This window comes from Staphylococcus sp. IVB6214 (assembly GCF_025558585.1).
Taxonomy (GTDB): domain Bacteria; phylum Bacillota; class Bacilli; order Staphylococcales; family Staphylococcaceae; genus Staphylococcus.
Window position 1 is genome coordinate 1,288,044 of record NZ_CP094723.1, and the last position, 20,060, is coordinate 1,308,103.

The 20,060-nt window shown below is 37.1% G+C and carries 14 protein-coding genes; all 14 read right to left on the reverse strand.

The genetic code is table 11. The features are described from left to right. Positions 1–12: 12 nt before the first annotated feature. The gene (gene thrS / locus MUA51_RS06275) at positions 13–1,950 is read right to left on the reverse strand and encodes a threonine--tRNA ligase (RefSeq protein ID WP_262558922.1); all 1,938 of its coding nucleotides are present in this window, start codon (positions 1,948–1,950) and stop codon (positions 13–15) included. Positions 1,951–2,288: 338 nt separating this feature from the next. Next, a complete protein-coding gene (dnaI, locus tag MUA51_RS06280) occupies positions 2,289–3,212 on the reverse strand; it encodes a primosomal protein DnaI (protein ID WP_262560876.1) in 924 nt (307 codons plus the stop codon). Next, a complete protein-coding gene (locus MUA51_RS06285; protein WP_262558924.1) occupies positions 3,212–4,585 on the reverse strand; it encodes a replicative helicase loading/DNA remodeling protein DnaB in 1,374 nt (457 codons plus the stop codon). Before MUA51_RS06285 ends, dnaI begins: the two co-directional genes overlap by 1 nt. Further along, positions 4,585–5,058, reverse strand: coding sequence for a transcriptional regulator NrdR (gene nrdR, locus MUA51_RS06290; RefSeq protein WP_262560877.1), 474 nt, complete (start codon positions 5,056–5,058; stop codon positions 4,585–4,587). Before nrdR ends, MUA51_RS06285 begins: the two co-directional genes overlap by 1 nt. Before the next feature lie 208 nt (positions 5,059–5,266). Further along, the gene (gene gap / locus MUA51_RS06295; protein ID WP_262558925.1) at positions 5,267–6,268 is read right to left on the reverse strand and encodes a type I glyceraldehyde-3-phosphate dehydrogenase; all 1,002 of its coding nucleotides are present in this window, start codon (positions 6,266–6,268) and stop codon (positions 5,267–5,269) included. 182 nt (positions 6,269–6,450) lie between these two features. Next, the gene (gene coaE / locus MUA51_RS06300) at positions 6,451–7,071 is read right to left on the reverse strand and encodes a dephospho-CoA kinase (RefSeq protein WP_262558928.1); all 621 of its coding nucleotides are present in this window, start codon (positions 7,069–7,071) and stop codon (positions 6,451–6,453) included. 13 nt (positions 7,072–7,084) lie between these two features. Continuing rightward, on the reverse strand, positions 7,085–7,957 hold the full coding sequence (gene mutM, locus MUA51_RS06305) for a bifunctional DNA-formamidopyrimidine glycosylase/DNA-(apurinic or apyrimidinic site) lyase (protein WP_262558929.1): 873 nt from the start codon (positions 7,955–7,957) through the stop codon (positions 7,085–7,087). 19 nt (positions 7,958–7,976) lie between these two features. Then, positions 7,977–10,604: a DNA polymerase I gene (gene polA, locus MUA51_RS06310; protein WP_262558931.1), complete on the reverse strand. Its 2,628-nt coding sequence runs from the start codon at positions 10,602–10,604 to the stop codon at positions 7,977–7,979. Between the two features lie 138 nt (positions 10,605–10,742). Next, positions 10,743–12,458: a two-component system histidine kinase PnpS gene (gene pnpS / locus MUA51_RS06315; RefSeq protein WP_262558934.1), complete on the reverse strand. Its 1,716-nt coding sequence runs from the start codon at positions 12,456–12,458 to the stop codon at positions 10,743–10,745. After that, positions 12,459–13,154 (reverse strand): response regulator transcription factor, encoded by a 696-nt coding sequence (locus tag MUA51_RS06320; protein WP_262558936.1) that lies wholly within the window; start codon positions 13,152–13,154, stop codon positions 12,459–12,461. A gap of 1,180 nt (positions 13,155–14,334) precedes the next feature. After that, positions 14,335–15,597 carry an NADP-dependent isocitrate dehydrogenase gene (gene icd, locus MUA51_RS06325; protein ID WP_262558938.1) on the reverse strand — a complete coding sequence of 421 codons (1,263 nt, stop codon included), beginning with the start codon at positions 15,595–15,597 and terminating at the stop codon, positions 14,335–14,337. Positions 15,598–15,646: 49 nt separating this feature from the next. Beyond that, positions 15,647–16,765, reverse strand: a complete 1,119-nt coding sequence (locus MUA51_RS06330) for a citrate synthase (RefSeq protein WP_262558939.1) — start codon at positions 16,763–16,765, stop codon at positions 15,647–15,649. Between the two features lie 345 nt (positions 16,766–17,110). Beyond that, positions 17,111–18,871, reverse strand: a complete 1,761-nt coding sequence (gene pyk, locus MUA51_RS06335; RefSeq protein WP_262558941.1) for a pyruvate kinase — start codon at positions 18,869–18,871, stop codon at positions 17,111–17,113. Positions 18,872–18,889: 18 nt separating this feature from the next. After that, positions 18,890–19,861 (reverse strand): 6-phosphofructokinase, encoded by a 972-nt coding sequence (gene pfkA / locus MUA51_RS06340; protein WP_262558943.1) that lies wholly within the window; start codon positions 19,859–19,861, stop codon positions 18,890–18,892. Positions 19,862–20,060 lie beyond the last annotated feature (199 nt).

The following is a 20,060-nucleotide window of genomic DNA, read 5'->3' on the forward strand; positions in this document are numbered from 1 at the left end:
TACTCTGCAATGCTATCTTTGTTTTTTTAGACGGATTTCATCCACCAATTGCCATACGAAATCCTCTGCATCCATTGTTTCTTGATCTTTTGAACCGTATTGACGAACATTCACTTCATGATTTTCTACTTCTTTATCCCCTACAACGATTTGGTATGGAATCTTCTTCATTTGTGCTTCACGGATTTTGTAACCCATTTTTTCATTACGCTCATCAATATTCACACGGACACCTTGTGATTTCAATGTGTCGTGAATTTGACGTGCATAATCATAATGAAGATCAACATTAACCGGTATAATCTCAACTTGTTGTGGCGCTAACCATGTTGGGAATGCCCCTTTTGTTTCTTCCGTTAAGAAGGCAACAAAACGTTCCATTGTTGATACGACACCACGGTGGATGACAACAGGTTGGTGGTGTTCACCATCTTGACCGATATATGTTAATTCGAATTTTTTCGGTAATAAGAAGTCAAGTTGTGCTGTTGATAATGTTTCTTCTTTACCCATTGCTGTTTTTACTTGAACGTCTAGTTTTGGTCCGTAGAATGCCGCTTCACCAATTGCTTCTTCATACTCTAAACCAAACTCATCAACCGCTTCTTTTAACATTGTCTCAGCTTTATTCCACATGTCGTCATCATCGAAATATTTTTCTTTATCTTCCGGATCACGATAGCTCAAGCGGAATTTGTAATCTTTGAAACCAAAGTCATCGTAGACATTCAAGATCATTTCAACCACACGCTTAAACTCTTCTTTGATTTGGTCAGGACGCACAAAAATATGCGCATCGTTCAATGTCATACCACGTACACGTTGTAAACCAGATACAGCACCACTCGCTTCATAACGGTGCATTGTTCCTAACTCCGCAATACGTATTGGTAACTCACGATATGAGTGTGGTTTATTTGCATATACCATCATATGATGCGGACAGTTCATTGGACGTAAAACCATTGCCTCGTCAACGTCTAATTGCATTGCTGGGAACATGTCATCTTGGTAGTGATCCCAATGCCCAGAAGTTTTATACAATTCAACGTTAGCTAGTACTGGTGTATACACATGATCGTACCCAAGTGCGACTTCTTTATCGACAATATAACGTTCGATTTCACGACGGATTGTTGCACCATTCGGTAACCATAACGGCAGACCCGCACCGACTAGTTGATTGTTTGTAAAGAGCTCCATATCTTTACCGATACGACGGTGATCACGTTCTTTGCGTTCTTCTAACATCTTCAAGTGTGCTTTTAACTCTTTTTTATCGAAGAAGGCTGTACCATAAATACGTTGTAACATCTTGTTATTACTGTCACCACGCCAATATGCACCGGCTGTTGATAAGAGTTTAAATTCTTTAATTTTTGCTGTTGATGGCACGTGTACACCACGACAAAGATCCGTGAATTCACCTTGTGTGTAAAGTGTTACAAGTTCATCTTCAGGAATTGCATCAATCAATTCAAGTTTGTATGGATCATCTTTGAAAAATGCTTTCGCTTCATCTCTTGATACGACTTGACGTTCAATTTTATGATTTTCATTCACAATTTGTGCCATCGTTTTTTCGATTTTTTCGAAGTCATCACTTGATACTTTTTCAGGCATATCGAAGTCGTAGTAGAAACCACCATCAACGACTGGACCAACACCAAACTTCACATCACCATATAAACGTTTCAAAGCTTGCGCCATAAGATGAGCTGTTGAATGTCTCAACACTTCTAATGCTTCGTCGCTACCTGGTGTAACGATTTCAATCTCACCGTCAACTTCAAGTGGACGTGTTAAATCAACCATTTCCCCATTATATTTACCTGCAACTGCCTTTTTGCGCAATCCTGGACTGATCGATTGTGCAATGTCCTCAGTTGTAATCCCTTTGTCGAACGCCTTGCTATTGCCATCTGGAAAACGTACGTTAATTTGTGCCATATTCATCCTCCTAATTTCACACATGTCAACAAACGCTAACACCCTTCTATCTTATGTAATGATGGATAAAATAAAAAGACCCCATCCCACCAAAGGGACGAGGTCTTCGCGATACCACCCTAAATTCGTCACACATCACGTGCAACATCTCTACATAAGATAACGGTCTTGAGCCGAGTATTCATTACAAATACTATCTATTCGAGGGAGTAACAAAATGCTGTATTAACTGCACTCTCATCACCGGCAGCTTTCTGTGTAATACGAACACCCTATCGTATCCTCTAATTCATTAACATGATTCATTTATCTCTATTATAACGCTATTTTGCAATTTTTCAACGGTTTCTATAATTTTCGCCTTCTAATTTGTACGGTTTTGCCAACGTCTTGATTCGCTCCATAATTCTCTGTGCTTTCGTCCATTCTACACCATTTTTTGTACGAGCAATGTGGGCCTCCAACTCTTCAAAATTCAAATTAGAACTAAAAAATGTAGGCAGCTCTTGAATCATACGATAATGTAACACAGGCCCTAATACTTCATCACGCGTCCACGGCGTCATGTCTTCTGCACCAATATCATCTAGTATGAGTACTTTTGCAGAACGAATTTGTTCAATTCTTTTTGTAGTTGTGCCATCGTTAAAGCCATTTTTTAGAATGCGTAAAAATTCAGGTACATAAATAATCGTCGTATGTACATGCTTCTCTTTGAGTTCATTAGCAATCGCACCAAGTATAAACGATTTACCCGTACCTAATGCACCGTATAAATAGAATCCTTTCACAGGCTTCTGGTTCACAATATCATCAATCAAAGTTTTAAACTGCATTGCCAAATCTAAGCGGTTACGACGATCCATATAAACATCTTCCAATTTGGCATTCAATGTTTCTGGGTGCATGTGGAATGACGTGATCATACTTTGTGCCATGCGTTCTTCGTCATGTCGAATCTTACACGGACATGGTTTATAGCGGATTTTAATGCGCTGATGTTCCACGTACAATTCAGGAATGTGGCCTTTTACGAAGTTAGGACAGTTCTCAAAAGTATGGTTATCCGTATAATGTTTCTGCTGGTCTTTGTATTCTTGAAGAATGTTCAAATCATTTTCAATCATATCATTTGTTATTTCCGACTGATGCGCTTCGAGGAACGCCTTCACATCAGGATCATTAATCACTTGTCGTTTAATCTTCTCAATACGCTTTTGAATCGCATGATTCGATCCCATAATTTGGTTAAATGATTTCATCATTCATCACCCGCCTTTCTACTTTGTTGTAATTCTTTCAGGAAAGCTTTGCGATCACGCTCTAACGCGTCCATATCTTCATCTTTCGATTTGAATTCTTCCGGATGCGTCATCCAGCGTGGTTTCTCTTCATAAACAACCCCTTTAGAATAGTTCTGACGTTGAGGCTGCTTTCTTTTTTCCTGTGCCTTTTCTTCATTACGCTGAATTTCCAACGCTTTTTGATGTGCCGTTTTGGCATCCACGACACCACTTTTTTTCCAAGTGGATGCAACAGAATAAACATACTTCTCTGGTAGGTTATTATCGAGTTTTTGCATAACAAACTGCAACAAAATATTAATAACACCAAAATTAAATCCTTCACGTTCCATCAACTCTTCAATCATGCGCTTCTGATATAGCGGTGGTTCAGAACCACCATATGAGGTCAACATTACAACAGGACTTGTGTTATCCATCAAATCATACCAGTCTTCCCAACTATCCACTGTCACTTCTTCTTGCTTCTCTACTTCTTGATTCACTGCACTAGATGTCGGATTCATACGTTTCAGCTCTGGAAGTGTTTGTTGGTTACCATTTAAGAAGTGCGTCTGTGCCTGTTTGCGCAAATCAATGATTGATAAAGTCTGGTCACTATTCAATGATTTTAAAATCAGTGTTTTCATTTGATCGGGTGCAATACGATACAATGTGGCAAGTTGAACAATCAATGTCTTGGTTGGTTCAGTTAGTATTTCTTTACTAATGTAATGCGTCTGCAACATATCTGCTAACAAGTCGAAGTCAAATGACACATCTGTTAGATCTACACCCTTGTATTCTGTTTCAGTGAGATGCTTCTCCGGTTGATAAAATGACTGCTTCGGCACTTTGAATACATCTGTAAACTTCTTCGTCACATCTACGTACCCTTCTGTATCAACAGGCTGTAATATAAAGTGCGATTTCAATTGGTGATAACGTTGGTTTCCTACGACTTGGTAAAAATATATCGACAGCATTGGATCATTGAAAAATTCATTAGGACTTGGCGGTGGCAATAACTCATAAATAAATTGTGTCGTCTCATCTGAATGACGGACATAAGTGCGCATGAGACCAATACCTTCTAATAAATCAGCATAGTCTCTAAAAGTCATCAAATTAACCTTCAACTCAGACATCAACGTATAGTGTGTTAATCCTTCTTCAGTAGATGATGTACTGAACTGACTCAAAAAGTGATAAAGACCAACAGATTGCGCACCAATTAGCGGTGTAAATAGGCGACTTAATATTTCATCGTGCAATGGCTGCAAGTGAAACCGTTGCATCACTTGAAATCCATCATGGGGTCTAAGTGTGTTTGCATACATCGATAACGACATTATGACTCACTTCGCTTGTTGTTGTCTTTTAAGATACCTTGCATCGATTCAAGCAATTGATCGACGTCTTTGAACTCACGGTATACTGATGCAAATCGTACATATGAAACTTGGTCTACTTGCATTAATAAGTCCATCACATATTCACCAACATCACGTGATGAAACCTCAGCTATACCCGATTCACGTAATTGCCATTCCACTTGATTCGTAATCTCTTCAAGCTGTTGAAAACGAACTGGGCGTTTCTCACATGAACGTACCAAACCGTTGATAATTTTCTCTCGATTAAATTGTTCTCTCGTCGCGTCTTTTTTAACGACTATCAGTGGACTCATTTCTATATGTTCAAAAGTTGTGAAACGTGTACCACATTGGTCACATTCACGTCTTCTTCTAATCGCATTCGTATCTTCAGCATGTCTTGAGTCTACGACGCGAGATTGTGTATGGTTACATTTAGGACATTTCACGACTTCGTCACCTTCTCCAAAAGATTTTTGTTTCATTATACTATAAACCAACAGATAGCAAAAGCGACAGGAACAAATGATAATGGTATCGACGTCACGACAATTGACTGGCTTATACTTGTTCTTTCTCATCGAGTAACAAAAAGGCCAAGACTTGAATGATAGATCCAAGCCTCAGCCTATTGGTGAATTGATATCTTTATATGAATTATGCAATACCTTTTGCGATTAATTGTAATACTTCAACAACGCGGTTTGAGTAACCCCATTCGTTGTCATACCAAGCTAATACTTTAACTTTGTTATCTCCCATCACAATTGTTGATGGTGCATCAATAATTGCTGAATGTGGGTTTGTCATAAAGTCATCTGATACGAGTGGTACGTCTACTGTTTCAACAATACCATCTAAGTCATTTTGACGGAACACTTCATTGACTTGTTCTTTCGTCACTGATTGTTCTAAATCTACAACTAAGTCAACTAGTGACACGTTTTTCGTAGGTACACGTAATGCCATACCATGTAACTTACCTTCTAGTTCAGGTAATACGAGCGCGAGTGCTTTTGCCGCACCAGTAGATGTAGGAATAATACTTTCAAATGCAGCACGTGCACGACGTAAATCTTTATGCGGGTTATCTAAGTTTTTTTGGTCATTTGTTACAGAGTGAACAGTTGTCATTAAGCCATTCACAATACCAAATTCATCATTTAAAATCTTAGCAACTGGCGCTAAGCAGTTCGTTGTACAAGATGCGTTACTGAAGATGTCATATTTCTCCACATCTAAGTCTTTATCGTTCACACCTTTAACGATTGTTTGAACGTCTCCACCTTTAGATGGACCCGTTAAGATAACTTTCTTTGCGCCTGCTTTAATGTGCGCAATTGCTTTATCACCATGATTGAATTTACCTGTTGCTTCAACTACAACATCAATACCTAGTTCTTCCCATGGTAAATTTTCTGGATTACGGTCTGATACAAGTTTAATGTCTTTCCCATCAACTTTGATACCATTCTCTGTCGCTTCTACTGGCTTATTGAAAAGGCCATGTGTTGTATCATACTTAATAAGATGCGCAATTGTTTCAGGTGGGTAACTTGCGTTTAAAGCTACTACCTCAATATCCTCATTATTTAATGCAATACGTAATACCATACGGCCGATACGACCTAATCCATTAATCGCAATCTTTGTCGTCATGTTAAAAAGCACTCCTTAGAAATGTGTTATACTTATATCAATGAGTATAACATAATCTGAAATAAATGAAACCGTTTTCTTTATTATTTTTATTTATAACCTATTATTCGATTGTTGAATAACTAAATTTACACCTAAAAAAGCACATGAAAACCTATAAGGACTCCATGTGCTTAACATCTTTATTCTTCTATATTTGTATAAGGTTCTATATAGCCTTTTTCAATTAAGAGCTTTTCAACATTTTGTTTTAACTCTAACGTCGTAGCAAGATTATCAATGACGACATCTGCCATTCTACTTTTTTTATCGATAGAGATTTGGCTATATACACGTGCTTTCGCATCTTCAATCGATAAATCATTTCGTGCCATGAGTCGATCCACTTGAATCGGCTCTGAAGCATACACAAGCCACACTTCATCTACGGTATCTTCCAATTTATTTTCGTATAATAATGGGATATCCATAATGACATTGTGTCCTTCAGCTAAGTACTGTTCTTTCTCCGCTTCCATCAATTCACGCACGATTGGATGAACAATCGCATTTAATTTTTCACGTAAGCCACTATCGTAAAAGACTTGTTCACCTACATACTGACGATTCATCTCGCCAGACTCAGTAATCGCTTCTTCTCCAAACACTTCACGCACTTGTTCCAAGCCTTTAGATCCTTTTTCGACCGCTTTTCGTGATGCGATGTCCGCATCTACAATTTTGAAACCGTGCGCTGATAACAATTGTGCGACTGTTGATTTTCCCGTCGCAATTCCTCCTGTTAATCCTATCACTTTTGGCATAATTTCCCTCTTTCTAACATTGACATTGCTCACAGTAGTGTGTGTTTCTGCCACCAATAACTGCCGTGACAATTTCACTTTCACAAACAGAACACGTCTTTTGCTTATATACTTTCAAATTATTTTGCATCGTTCCTCGTTGACCATCTGCATGGACATAATCGGAAATACTCGTCCCACCATTCTCTATACCCATTTTCAACACCTTTACAACACTTTGAAAAACTTTTTGTCGCTGTGCCATCGATAATGTATTGGCAATGGTATGTGGGTTGATTTTCGCATCAAACAGCGCCTCACAGGCATAAATATTACCGCAACCCGCAATCACACGATGCTCCAATATCATTTGTTTAATTGGCATTTTGTGAAATTTTTTATTTGAAAACTGGTTAAGAAAGTGCACTTCTGCTTCCTTAGAGAACGGTTCAGGTGCTATCTCCGTAATGGATGGATAGTCGGAAATTTGTGCAACATTACGAATTTCGCCAAATCGTCTAATATCTGAATAAATTAGCTTCAGGCCATTATCCAAATGAAAAATCACATGCCAATGTTTTCGGTAGTTCGCAATGATAATATCTTCTACATCTTTGGCAACGAAGAAACCACCTGCCATCCCTAAATGTGAGATGAGTATACGTTCATTCGTGCCGTAACCGAGTGTAAACAATAAATATTTACTACGTCGTGTGACATCTTGAATCGTATAGCCTATCGTATTGGTTTTAAAATCTTCTAAATGCATACCTTTAATAATGGTTTCCTTGCCTGCATTTTTACCTGCTACTACTTTATTTGAAAATGTTACATCAACTATCTGTTGACCCATAATGTGTGGTGCAATGCCACGTTTTACATGTTCAACTTCTGGTAATTCTGGCATAGTTCACCCAACTTTCTATCTATTTTGCATCATACCAAGTTGCGCCATTTTGTGATTCGACGCTTAATGGGACATCTAATTCCAATGCCTTCACCATAATATCTTCAACGAATTGACTGAATCGCTCAACTTCGTCTTTTGGCACTTCAAAAATCAACTCATCGTGTACTTGAAGTAATAATTCCGCCTTGAAATCGGTATCTTGGACAGCATCATGAAAATCTACCATTGCCTTTTTAATAATATCCGCCGCACTTCCTTGAATTGGTGAGTTCATGGCCGTTCTCTCAGCAAAACCACGCTTATTAAAGTTTCGACTTGTAATATCTGGAATATAGCGACGACGATGTAACAGTGTTTCTACATACCCTTGTTGTTTCGCATCTTGTACGATTGTTTCCATATATGTTTTGACACCTGGAAAGTGTGCGAGATAATCATCAATGAATTGTTGGGCTTCTTTACGTGTGATTCCTAAACTTTGACTCAGACCATAGTCGCTAATACCATACACAATCCCAAAATTGACAGCTTTCGCCTGACGACGCATTAAAGATGTGACTTCGTCTGCTTCAACATTAAAAACTTTCATCGCTGTTGTCGTATGCACATCTTCATTATCAATAAATGCTTTTTGTAAAGTAGGATCACCGGTAATATGTGCCAATACACGCAATTCGATTTGTGAGTAGTCAGCAGCTAAGATCACATAATCTTCATGTGAAGACTTGAATGCTTTACGGATTTGGCGCCCTTCTTCCAATCGGATCGGGATGTTTTGTAAGTTGGGATCAACAGATGATAGACGACCAGTTTGCGCAAGTGTTTGATTAAAACGTGTATGGATGCGATGATCATCCCAGATTACTTTTTGTAAACCTTCTACATATGTGGATTGTAACTTAGACAATGTACGGTATGTGAGAATATTTTCAATAATTGGATGTTGTCCTTGCAATTTTTCTAACACATCAACAGCTGTTGAATAACCTGTTTTTGTTTTTTTAATGACTGGCAGTTCTAGCTTCTCGAAAAGGATGACACCCAGTTGTTTTGGTGAGTTGAGATTGAACGTTTCCCCCGCTTGTTCATGAATCTTCTCAATCAATTGATCCAAACGCTGTTGTAGGTCTGACTCCATCGCTTGGAGCGTTTCTTTATCTGTATATATACCAGTGAACTCCATTTCACTTAATATACGAGCCAGTGGTAGTTCAAGTTCGGTTAATAGGTCTAGTTGTTGATGCGATTCTAGCACCGTAATCATTTCAGTTTTTGAAGTAGCAATTGCATCCAAAATTGATGCAATGTGTGTATGCAATACGTGATCATCAGGAACTTGGTATGATTTCCCTTTGCCGTATATTGCAACGTCTTCTTGTACATGTGTATTCGCGAAACGTGACATCACTGAACTCACATCTTCAATCGTTTGTGACGGATCAATTAAGTAACTTGCCAACATTGCATCGAACGTAACATTTTGTAAATCAATATCTATACGTTTCATTGCAATATATAACTTTTTCGCATCATATGTGGTAATCGATGTTTTAGTATTTGATAACCAATCAATTGCAGGTTGGTATGCCTTTAAATCTTCTATTGAAGACACTACATACTGAGTGCCATCAAAAATACCGAACTTTAATAAGTCATCTTTCAAATAGTTGGCACCTGCCACTTCAATATGCACTGTTGCTTCATCCAACTGTTCAAAGTCAATCATTTTAAGATCTGTCGATATTTCAAAAGTCTTTGACGGCGTTTCTTCAGTAGGTGTACTATCCACTTCATCTAACATTTGACGAAACTCTAATTCCTTAAATAGTGCGATTTTGTCTGTTTCATCATGTGATTCTGGTAAACGTGTATCAGCAAGTGCCACTTCGATAGGACTTTCACGGTGGATAGTTGCAAGCTTTTTACTCATGAGTGCATCTTCTTTACTCGTCAATAATTTTTCTTTTAACTTTTTGCCTGTTACTGCATCAATATCTTCATACACTGCTTCCACAGTACCAAACTGATTGAGCAATTTAATCGCTGTTTTTTCTCCAACACCCGCAACACCTGGAATATTGTCGGATGCATCTCCCATGAGACCTTTCATGTCGATAATTTGTTTTGGCTCTAATCCTTGATACTTTTCTGCGATAAATGCAGGGGTGTAATGATCAACATCTGTAACCCCTTTTTTCGTATAGTAAATGGTTACGTTTTCCGATGCCAATTGCGTTAAATCTCGATCACCCGTAATAATAATTGTTTCCATACCCGCTTCATCCGCTTCACGACTAAGCGTACCGATAATATCGTCTGCTTCGTAGTTGTCTAATTCATAGGTTTTAATGCCATAGGCTGCTAATAATTGTCGAATATATGGAAACTGTTCACTTAATTCCGTCGGTGTTTTTTGACGACCTCCTTTATAGTCTGCATAATCTGCATGTCGAAACGTTGTTTTTCCTGCATCAAATGCAACAAGAGCGTGCGTCGGTTGTTCTTCTTTAAGTACTTTTTCTAAAAGACGAACGAATCCATAAATCGCATTTGTATGAATACCTGCTTTATTTTGTAATAATGGCAAAGCATAAAAAGCACGAAAGCTTAAACTATTACCATCAATGAGTATCAGTTTATCCACAGTCTTACCTCCAAGAATAGTAGTGCTTTTATTTTATCATAGAATGCGGTGAAACCCTATTACGCAACGTTGTAGTCCAGTGTATACAAAAAGCTGGCAAGTCATGAAATGATATAATCATGAAATCCCAGCTTGATATTACTTCCCTTTAACTTGATTCGGTAACACAACTCTAAACATCGAACCGTTACCTTCCTCAGATTCAACTTCTATTTTTCCTTGATAAGCTTCTACAATATGTTTCGTAATAGAAAGACCTAATCCTGTCCCACCTGAATCACGACTTCTCGCTTTGTCAACTCTATAAAAACGTTCAAAAATACGATATTTCTCATTTTGATGAATGCCAATTCCTTCATCAATTACCTCTATTACATGTTGTTGTGTCTCATTATAAACACGCAATGTCACTCTTTTATTTTTAGGTGAATAATTCACTGCATTTGTCATTAAATTAACAATTACTTGTGTAAGTTTATCTTCATCTGCCATTGCATAAATATGTGGTGCAATTTTGTCAACAAGTGTAATCTGCTTGGCATCTGCAATGGGCTGAATCATTGATAAACCATCACGTGCAACTTGTGACAAATCGATGCGATGTTTTTCCAATGTTGGATTTTGTTCAATCTTTGATAGATTAAGCAAATCTTCTACAAGTGATTGTATGCGGTTCGATTCTTTCAAGATAATATCTAAAAACATTTCAAGAGAATCTGAATCATTCTTCGCACCATCAATCAATGTCTCTGCAAATCCTTTTATCGATGTAATCGGTGTTCGTAACTCATGCGACACATTCGCAACGAAATCTTTACGTAAATTTTCAAGTTTTTTCAATGCGGTGATATCATGTAACACAATCACCATACCTTGAAGTCGCTTCTTTTTACGTGTCAGGATAGGCACACAAGCCGCATCAAAAAATTTCTGATGAATATCATTCAAATGAAGTTCAATTTGTTGATATATTCCTTTTTCAACTTTAAATCCTTCAACAATTAACTTTTTCAAATTACTGTCTAACACATCTTCATAATGACGTTGCTCAACATTCTCTCCATTATGAAACATATCAATATATGTTTTATTTGCTACGACGACTTCACCCTTTTTATCAATCATCAAAATAGCACTCGGAATATTTTCTAATGTCGTTAGCAGTCGATTTCGTTGCATTTTTTGTGCATGGTTCAGCTTTTCCAAACGACGTGCTAACACATTGATAGCGTGATACAGTTCTTTTGTCTCTTTTACATTACTTTCAGGAATACGAATATGATAGTTCCCTTCTGATAATAGAGAGGCAGCGTAAGATACTTCATTGATCGGTTTAATATATGTGCGATGAATATACCGAACGATAAAATAGATAAAACCAAGTGTCAACATACCGATAAAAATTAAATACTTCCAAAATGTCATTTGTAATTCCGTTACGATATCAGAATGCCCACGTATTAATAAAATCTGATTATTTTCTTTTTGTCCATATGTATAAATGCCAGACTTTTTGTTCCATTCATATATCGTAGACTGTCTTTCAAGCTTTTCTAACAATATCGATTTCTCTTTATCGAGTGACGGATATGTCTGTGAATGACTTCTCTTTACTTGATCATCTTCAATTAACAATGCATTGACATGCATCTGTTTCGCTAGTTGTTCAGCATGAATCTCATTTTTTTCTCGATAGGCAGCAAGAAGCAGTTGAGCAGATTGCCTCGCGCGCATCTGTTGATCATCCATTGTATTTGTATAGATACTGTTATGAACAAAAAATCCAAGTATAAGAAAACTTACAACAATTAGCGTTGTAAGTAGCAATAATAATTTATGATAGAATTTAATCATTTATTTCTCTCGCTCCAGTTTATAACCGAGACCACGCACTGTTTTAATTAACTGTGGTTTCTTAGGGTTTTCTTCTAACTTATCTCGCAAATGACTGATGTGAACATCGACAATACGAGAATCACCTGCAAATTCATAATTCCATACAGAATTCAACATGTGTTCACGAGTAATCACACGGCCTTGTCGTTCAATCAAGTACAGTAACAACTCGAATTCTTTTGGCGTGAGTTCTACGAGTTCTCCATCTCGATATACTTCAAAATATTCAGGACGAATACGTAACGAACCGATGTAGATGTCGTCATTTTCTTGTTGCCATTCTGCTGATGTCACACGTCGTAATATCGCTTTCACACGTGCCACAACTTCACGTGGCGAGAAAGGTTTTGTCATGTAATCATCTGCGCCGAGTTCCAATCCTAATACACGATCAAACGCATCATCTTTTGCCGTAAGCATTAATATAGGTACTGAATTCTTATTTGTACGAATCGTTTTACAAACTTCGATACCATCTTTTTTTGGCAACATGATATCTAACACAACAATATCTGGTTTGACTGTATTGACCATTTCAAGCGCTTGTTCACCGTCTTGTGCTACTTCGGTCATGTATCCTGCTTGTTCCAAGTTATATTTCAGCAATGTCACAATTGAATGTTCATCATCAACAATCAGTACTTTTTGAACCATTTGCGAAGTCCCCTTCTCGTTAATTTATAAATATATTATAACGATAAACACGAAATACGTTAAGAAAATTAACAATGTTTTAATACAACCTTAATAAATGTATTTCTTAGATTAAAAATACATTCATTTGGAAGTCATTATTTATTAAAACGTCAGAAATTAAATAAAAATTATTTTTCATCTAATTTTCTTCCAATCACACCAATGATCAATCCTGTGATAAATAGAGTCAACGCTGATATTAAATGAATCATCAGATTATCTAAATTTAATTTAGGCTGTATTAGAAAATAATATGTCCCTAAAATGATTGAAAATTAAATAAAGGCTAAAATGCGATATTTCATCAAAATTCACCTCAAATTGTATTTGTAGTTCCATAAATATAATTATACATAAACGTATTTGTAATTAATCTTTGTATTAGACTTTTAATAATAACATATGAAAACTTTAGTAATCATATATATAGCTAATAAAATACCTGGTACGAAAATCAAAGATGACTATAATAACCTTTTGAAATCAGATTCCTTTTCATCTTTCGTAAATGCCATCAAATAATACACGTAAGAAAAAAAGATCGTTAGAATCATCATAGCTATCATTACCATAAAGTCAGGTGTTAAATAACCATGAGCAATTAATAAATATAAAATGACGACTCCAAATAACAAAAGTAATTGATATAAAATTAAAGTAATCATATCTCTCTCCATTACTCAGATAATTATTTTCTAAAGTACAAGGGAGTGGGACAGAACTCCTTTTTGCTATAAAAGATTTCGTCGTCCCACCCCGGCAAGGGTGACTAGAAGTTTTGCAGTAGCTGATTGATATGTGACTATGTTTACTTAATAAACTTGTCACACATCTAATCATCTTTGCAGGGGCACTACGACAAAATCATTATAAATGTTTATGATTTTGTAGTGCTCCCAAAGTTTTTAAAAACGCATTTTCACTTCAAACACCTACTGCCATTACACTTATTTCTACATCTTAAAAGCGAGGAGCTGAGTACTATGTCCCAGCCCCTTTCACATCTATATTTACATAAGTGATTGGGTCATTACCTAATCATTTTATTATCCTTTAATTCTATAAATCATGATTCTTTACCCAAAAAAGAGATCAGACATATCAACGTCTGATCCCCGAAAATCATCGAAACGGATGATTATAAGTTTTTGATAAGTTCATCTGCAAATGCTGATGTTGATACTTCTGTTGCACCGTCCATTAAGCGTGCGAAATCATATGTTACAACTTTTGATGCAATTGTTTTCTCTACAGATGCTGTGATTAAATCTGCTGCTTCTTGCCAGCCAAGGTGTTCTAACATTAACACACCAGATAATAAGACAGATGATGGGTTTACTTTGTTTAATCCCGCATATTTTGGTGCTGTACCATGAGTTGCTTCAAAAATAGCATGACCTGTTTCATAGTTGATATTCGCACCAGGAGCGATACCAATACCACCTACTTGTGCTGCTAAGGCATCTGAAATATAGTCACCATTTAAGTTCATCGTTGCAACCACATCGTGCTCTGCAGGACGTGTAAGAATCTGTTGTAAGAAGATGTCAGCAATAGAATCTTTAACGATGATTTTACCTTCTTGTTCAGCTTTTTCTTGTGCTGCATTTGCTGCATCTTTACCTTCTGTCTCTACAAGACGGTCATATTGTTGCCATGTGAACACTTTGTCACCGAATTCTGCTTCAGCTAAGTCATAACCCCATTGCTTGAAAGCACCTTCAGTAAACTTCATAATATTACCTTTGTGTACAAGCGTTAAAGACTTACGATTGTTGTCTAAAGCATATTGAATCGCTGCACGAACTAAACGCTCAGTACCTTCTTTAGATACAGGTTTAATACCGATACCTGATGATTCAGGGAAACGAATATTTTTAGCACCCATTTCGTTTTGTAAGAAGTCAATGACTTTCTTAACTTCTTCTGAGCCTTGCTTGAATTCGATACCTGCATAAATATCTTCAGTATTTTCACGGAAGATAACCATATCTGTATCTTCTGGTCGTTTAACAGGAGATGGTACGCCTTGGAACCAACGCACTGGACGTAAACATGTGAATAAATCTAATTCTTGACGTAACGCTACGTTTAATGAACGAATACCGCCGCCAATTGGTGTTGTCAATGGTCCTTTGATCGCAATCAAGTATGATTTGATGGTATCTAATGTTTCAGCAGGTAACCATTCGCCTGTTTCATCAAATGCTTTTTGACCTGCTAATACTTCTTTCCATGCAATTTCTTTCTTGCCATCATAGGCTTTTTTTACAGCTTCATCGATTACACGGCTTGCTGCTCCCCAGATATCAGGTCCAATCCCATCACCGATAATAAATGGAATAATTGGTTGATCCGGTACTTGTAATCCACTGTCTGTTTTTACGATTTTTTCACTCATTGTTAAATAACCTCCAAAAAATAATTTAGTTGCTTATTCTGAAAATATTTTAGCGTTGTTCGATTGGCTCGTATTTACGGTTCGTTTCGCCAACATATGTGGCACGAGGACGAATAATACGGTTGTTCGCCAATTGCTCAATGATATGAGCTGTCCAACCTGAAGTACGGCTCACCGCAAAAATTGGTGTGAACAAGTCATGATCGATACCCATGCTGTGATATACAGTTGCACTGTAAAAGTCAACGTTTGGTAACAAACCTTTTTCTTCTTTAATAATATCTGCAATTTTTACAGACATTTCAAAGAGTTCTTTTTGACCTGTTTCTTCAGTAATTTTGCGACTCATTTCTTTTAAGTATTTCGCACGTGGATCGCCGTTTTTGTATACACGGTGACCAAAGCCCATTACTTTTTGTTTGTTTGCAAACGCATTTTCAAGATACGCATCTACCTTATCAATTGAACCAATCTCAAATAACATGCGCATAACTTGTTCGTTTGCACCACCATGTAAAGGTCCTTTTAATGAACCAATTGCAGCTGTTACACCAGAATACATATCAGATAAAGATGATACCGTACAACGTGCTGTGAATGCTGATGCGTTCAATTCATGGTCAGCATGTAAAATTAATGCTTTGTTAAAGCCTTCAATTTCTACATCTGTTGGTTTTTCACCACGTAACATATATAAGAAGTTTGCAGCGTAACTCAATGATGGATCAGGCTTAACTGGATCTTTACCTTCACGAACACGTGCAAATGAAGTCACTAAAGACGCCACTTTCGCTTGAATACGAATTGTACGTTCTTTGATTGCTGCCTCATCATTCTCATCTGCATTCTCATCGAAGTGAGCAAGATAAGATAATGATGTACGTAAAGCCGTCATCGGATGTACTTCGTCAGTCGTATACTCTTCAAAGTGACTGTACATTCGTGGATTTAACGTCATATAGCCGTATAATTTTTCTTGTAATTCTTTAAGCTCTTGTTCGTTTGGTAAACGATAATTCCATAGCAAAAACATAACTTCTTCAAATAATGCATTTTCAGTTAAGTCATCGATATCATATCCCGCATAAGTTAATTGGCTATCGATAATCGAACTAATTTTTGTTTCGGCTGCAATAATCCCTTCTAAACCTCTGATTAATTCTGCCATAGTAATTTCCCCTTTACTGTATATTCGCTCTAATGTAACGGCTTTCATAAATATATTATATCTAATTTTAGCAAATTTGTGAACAATTTAAGAACTTGCGAAGTCAGAATTATCTAATAATAGTATATGTATCAACCGCCATTAGTGGCATAAATGTGATGATGACACGCTTTCTATGTGTTTTCAATTCATATGACATCTCATTTTGTATGCCTTTTCATTTATTTATCATACACTATAATTAAATATGATGACAATAAATTGGCCTGTTCTTTAAGGTGTTATAAAGAAAGACAGTAAAATCCATTTGAGATTTTACTGTCTTTTGTCAATGAGACTTAATGATTATAATACGTTAGCATAACCTTCGAATACTTTACCTTGCGCTGCATCTACTGTTACGAAAACATTATCAGGAATTACTGATGTTACGTCTTTTACACCTACGATTGTCGGAATTGATTTTTCTAAGCCGATAATCGCACTTGGAGATGTTAAGCCACCTTCTTCTGTGACTAATGCTGCTACATCATCTAAGTAAGGTACAATTGCATCATCAACTGAAGTTGTTACGATAACCGCACCTTCTAAGTTTTTACCTTCTAATTCTTTTGCGTCGTTGACAACAACTGTGCGACCGACTGCTGATGTACGGCCAATACCTTGACCACTTGCTAAATCTTCACCGATTAAGTGTAATTTCATCAAGTTAGTTGTACCTGTTTCACCAGTTGGTACACCTGCAGTAATGATGATAAGGTCACCATTAACAACACGTTCTGTTTCAACTGCTGTCGCAACTGCGTTATTTAACATTTCGTCTGTTGTATAGATGCCTTCGCGGATGACTGGATAGACACCCCAAATTAATGAACATTGTCTTGCAGTTGTTGCTTTCGGTGTCACTGCAATAATGTCTGATTTTGGACGATATTTAGAAATCGTACGTGCCGTATTACCACTTTCTGTCGCTGCAACGATTGCTTTAACGTTTAAGTTTAAAGCTGTATGTGCTGTTGATACACCAATTGCGTTTACAAGCGATGTTTCAACAAGTTTCGTACGGTCAGATAATAACTTTTTGTAGTCTTGTGCTTGTTCAGCAGCAAGAGCAATGTTGTTCATTGCGATAACAGCCTCTTCAGGATATGCCCCTGCTGCTGTTTCACCTGATAGCATCACGGCATCTGTCCCATCATAAATCGCATTGGCTACGTCAGATGCTTCCGCACGTGTTGCACGTGGGTTACGTTGCATTGAGTCTAACATTTGTGTCGCTGTGATGACTGGTTTACCAAGTTTGTTACATTTGCGAATTAATTCTTTTTGAACAACCGGTACTGCTTCTGGTGGAATTTCCACACCCATGTCACCACGAGCAATCATTAAACCATCAGAAACTTCTAAGATTTCATCGATATTGTCAATACCTTCTTGGTTTTCGATTTTAGGAATAATCGTAATATTATTGTTGTTTTCATCTTCTAAAATACGGCGAATTTCAAGTACATCACTCGCACGACGAACAAAGCTTGCTGCGATGAAGTCAACGTCTTGTTCAATACCGAAGCGAATGTCAGCTGCATCTTTTTCAGTGATACCTGGCAAGTTAACACTCACACCCGGTAAGTTGACACCTTTTTTATTTTTTAATTCACCTGTGTTTAAGACTGTACAGTGAACTTCTCCAGCTGCTTTATCAATCTCTTTAACGACAAGTTCTACTAAGCCGTCATCAAGTAAAATATATGATCCAATTTCGATATCATCGATCAATTGTGGATAAGTGACTGAGAATTTTTCTTCAGTTCCTTCAACTTCTTGCATACTAACTGTCACATCAGAACCTTTTTGTAACATAATTAAGCCATTTTTCATATCATGTGTACGGATTTCTGGGCCTTTAGTATCAAGTAAGATACCGATATTTTTGTTTAATTTTTTTGCTACTTTACGAATCGTTGCAATACGTGCAGCATGTTCTTCATGTGAACCGTGTGAGAAGTTCAAGCGTGCCACGTTCATTCCTGCTGTCATTAATTTTTGCAACATCTCTTCAGATTCAGATGCTGGACCAATTGTACATACAATTTTTGTCTTTTTCATTAACATTGCCTCCTAAGTTTATATCGATAATTCTTTAGTCAATTCAAGCATACGTTTATTGATTTCTTTTTTGTTTGCTGGGTTGAAAATCGTATCAAAGTCTGTTGCGCATAAGCGATTATCAGAAATTCCAACACCTTTTGCCGTGTCACCTTTCATCAATAACTCAACAGCATACCCACCTAAGCGAGATGCGAGGACACGGTCATCACCCGTTGGACTACCACCACGTTGAATATGCCCTAAAACAGAGACACGTGCATCAACATTAATATATTTCGTTAATTCTTTTGCACATGCTTCCCCTGACATGCAGCCTTCTGCAACGATAATAATTGAGTGTTTCTTACCACGATCAATACCTTGTTGAATTTTTTCTGCAATGTCTTTGATGTCGATATCTATTTCTGGGATAATAATTGTCTCTGCTCCAACTGCAAGACCTGACCATAACGCTAAGTCTCCACAATCACGTCCCATTACTTCAATGATGAATGTACGCGCATGACTTGATGCTGTATCACGAATGCGGTCAACAGAGTCAATGATTGTATTAAGGGCTGTGTCAAAACCGATCGTGAAGTCTGTCCCATTGATGTCATTGTCGATTGTTCCTGGAATACCGATTGTTTTAATATCTGTGCATTCTTCAGTGATACGTTGTGCACCACGATAGCTACCGTCTCCCCCGATTACGACAAGACCTTCAATACCACGTTTCAATAAATTCTGAATTCCTTTTTCACGCACTGCTTGGTCTTTGAATTCTGGACAGCGTGCTGAATATAAAAATGTTCCCCCACGTTGAATTGTATCTCCAACAGAACCTAACTCAAGTTTATGAATATCATCTGTAATTAATCCCAGATATCCTTGATAGACACCATACACTTCAATATCATGATAGATTGCTTTACGTACAACGGCACGAACTGCTGCGTTCATACCTGGTGAATCGCCACCACTTGTTAAAACTGCAATTTTTTTCATATAGACATACCCTTTCCTGCTTAATTCTTAAGTTAAAAATAACACAAATCAATTGCGCATTCCATTAATATTCTAGCGCCAAAAAAATGAAAACGGTTTAAAGTGATAATTTCATAATTTTGACAAGAAACTTGTTATGACAGTTAATTATTCTTCTTTTCAAGTAATAAGAATTTGAAACTTTTTACACAATTTTAGG

What these genes read in the sequence shown, in the direction of transcription:
- thrS (WP_262558922.1), bottom strand. Translation starts at nt 1,950, where the DNA reads ATGGCACAAATTAACGTACGTTTTCCAGATGGCAATAGCAAGGCGTTC.
- MUA51_RS06285 (WP_262558924.1), bottom strand. Translation starts at nt 4,585, where the DNA reads ATGTCGTTATCGATGTATGCAAACACACTTAGACCCCATGATGGATTT.
- icd (WP_262558938.1), bottom strand. Translation starts at nt 15,597, where the DNA reads ATGAGTGAAAAAATCGTAAAAACAGACAGTGGATTACAAGTACCGGAT.
- pnpS (WP_262558934.1), bottom strand. Translation starts at nt 12,458, where the DNA reads ATGATTAAATTCTATCATAAATTATTATTGCTACTTACAACGCTAATT.
- pfkA (WP_262558943.1), bottom strand. Translation starts at nt 19,861, where the DNA reads ATGAAAAAAATTGCAGTTTTAACAAGTGGTGGCGATTCACCAGGTATG.
- coaE (WP_262558928.1), bottom strand. Translation starts at nt 7,071, where the DNA reads ATGCCAAAAGTGATAGGATTAACAGGAGGAATTGCGACGGGAAAATCA.
- MUA51_RS06330 (WP_262558939.1), bottom strand. Translation starts at nt 16,765, where the DNA reads ATGGCAGAATTAATCAGAGGTTTAGAAGGGATTATTGCAGCCGAAACA.
- pyk (WP_262558941.1), bottom strand. Translation starts at nt 18,871, where the DNA reads ATGAAAAAGACAAAAATTGTATGTACAATTGGTCCAGCATCTGAATCT.
- dnaI (WP_262560876.1), bottom strand. Translation starts at nt 3,212, where the DNA reads ATGAAATCATTTAACCAAATTATGGGATCGAATCATGCGATTCAAAAG.
- mutM (WP_262558929.1), bottom strand. Translation starts at nt 7,957, where the DNA reads ATGCCAGAATTACCAGAAGTTGAACATGTAAAACGTGGCATTGCACCA.
- MUA51_RS06320 (WP_262558936.1), bottom strand. Translation starts at nt 13,154, where the DNA reads ATGGTTCAAAAAGTACTGATTGTTGATGATGAACATTCAATTGTGACA.
- gap (WP_262558925.1), bottom strand. Translation starts at nt 6,268, where the DNA reads ATGACGACAAAGATTGCGATTAATGGATTAGGTCGTATCGGCCGTATG.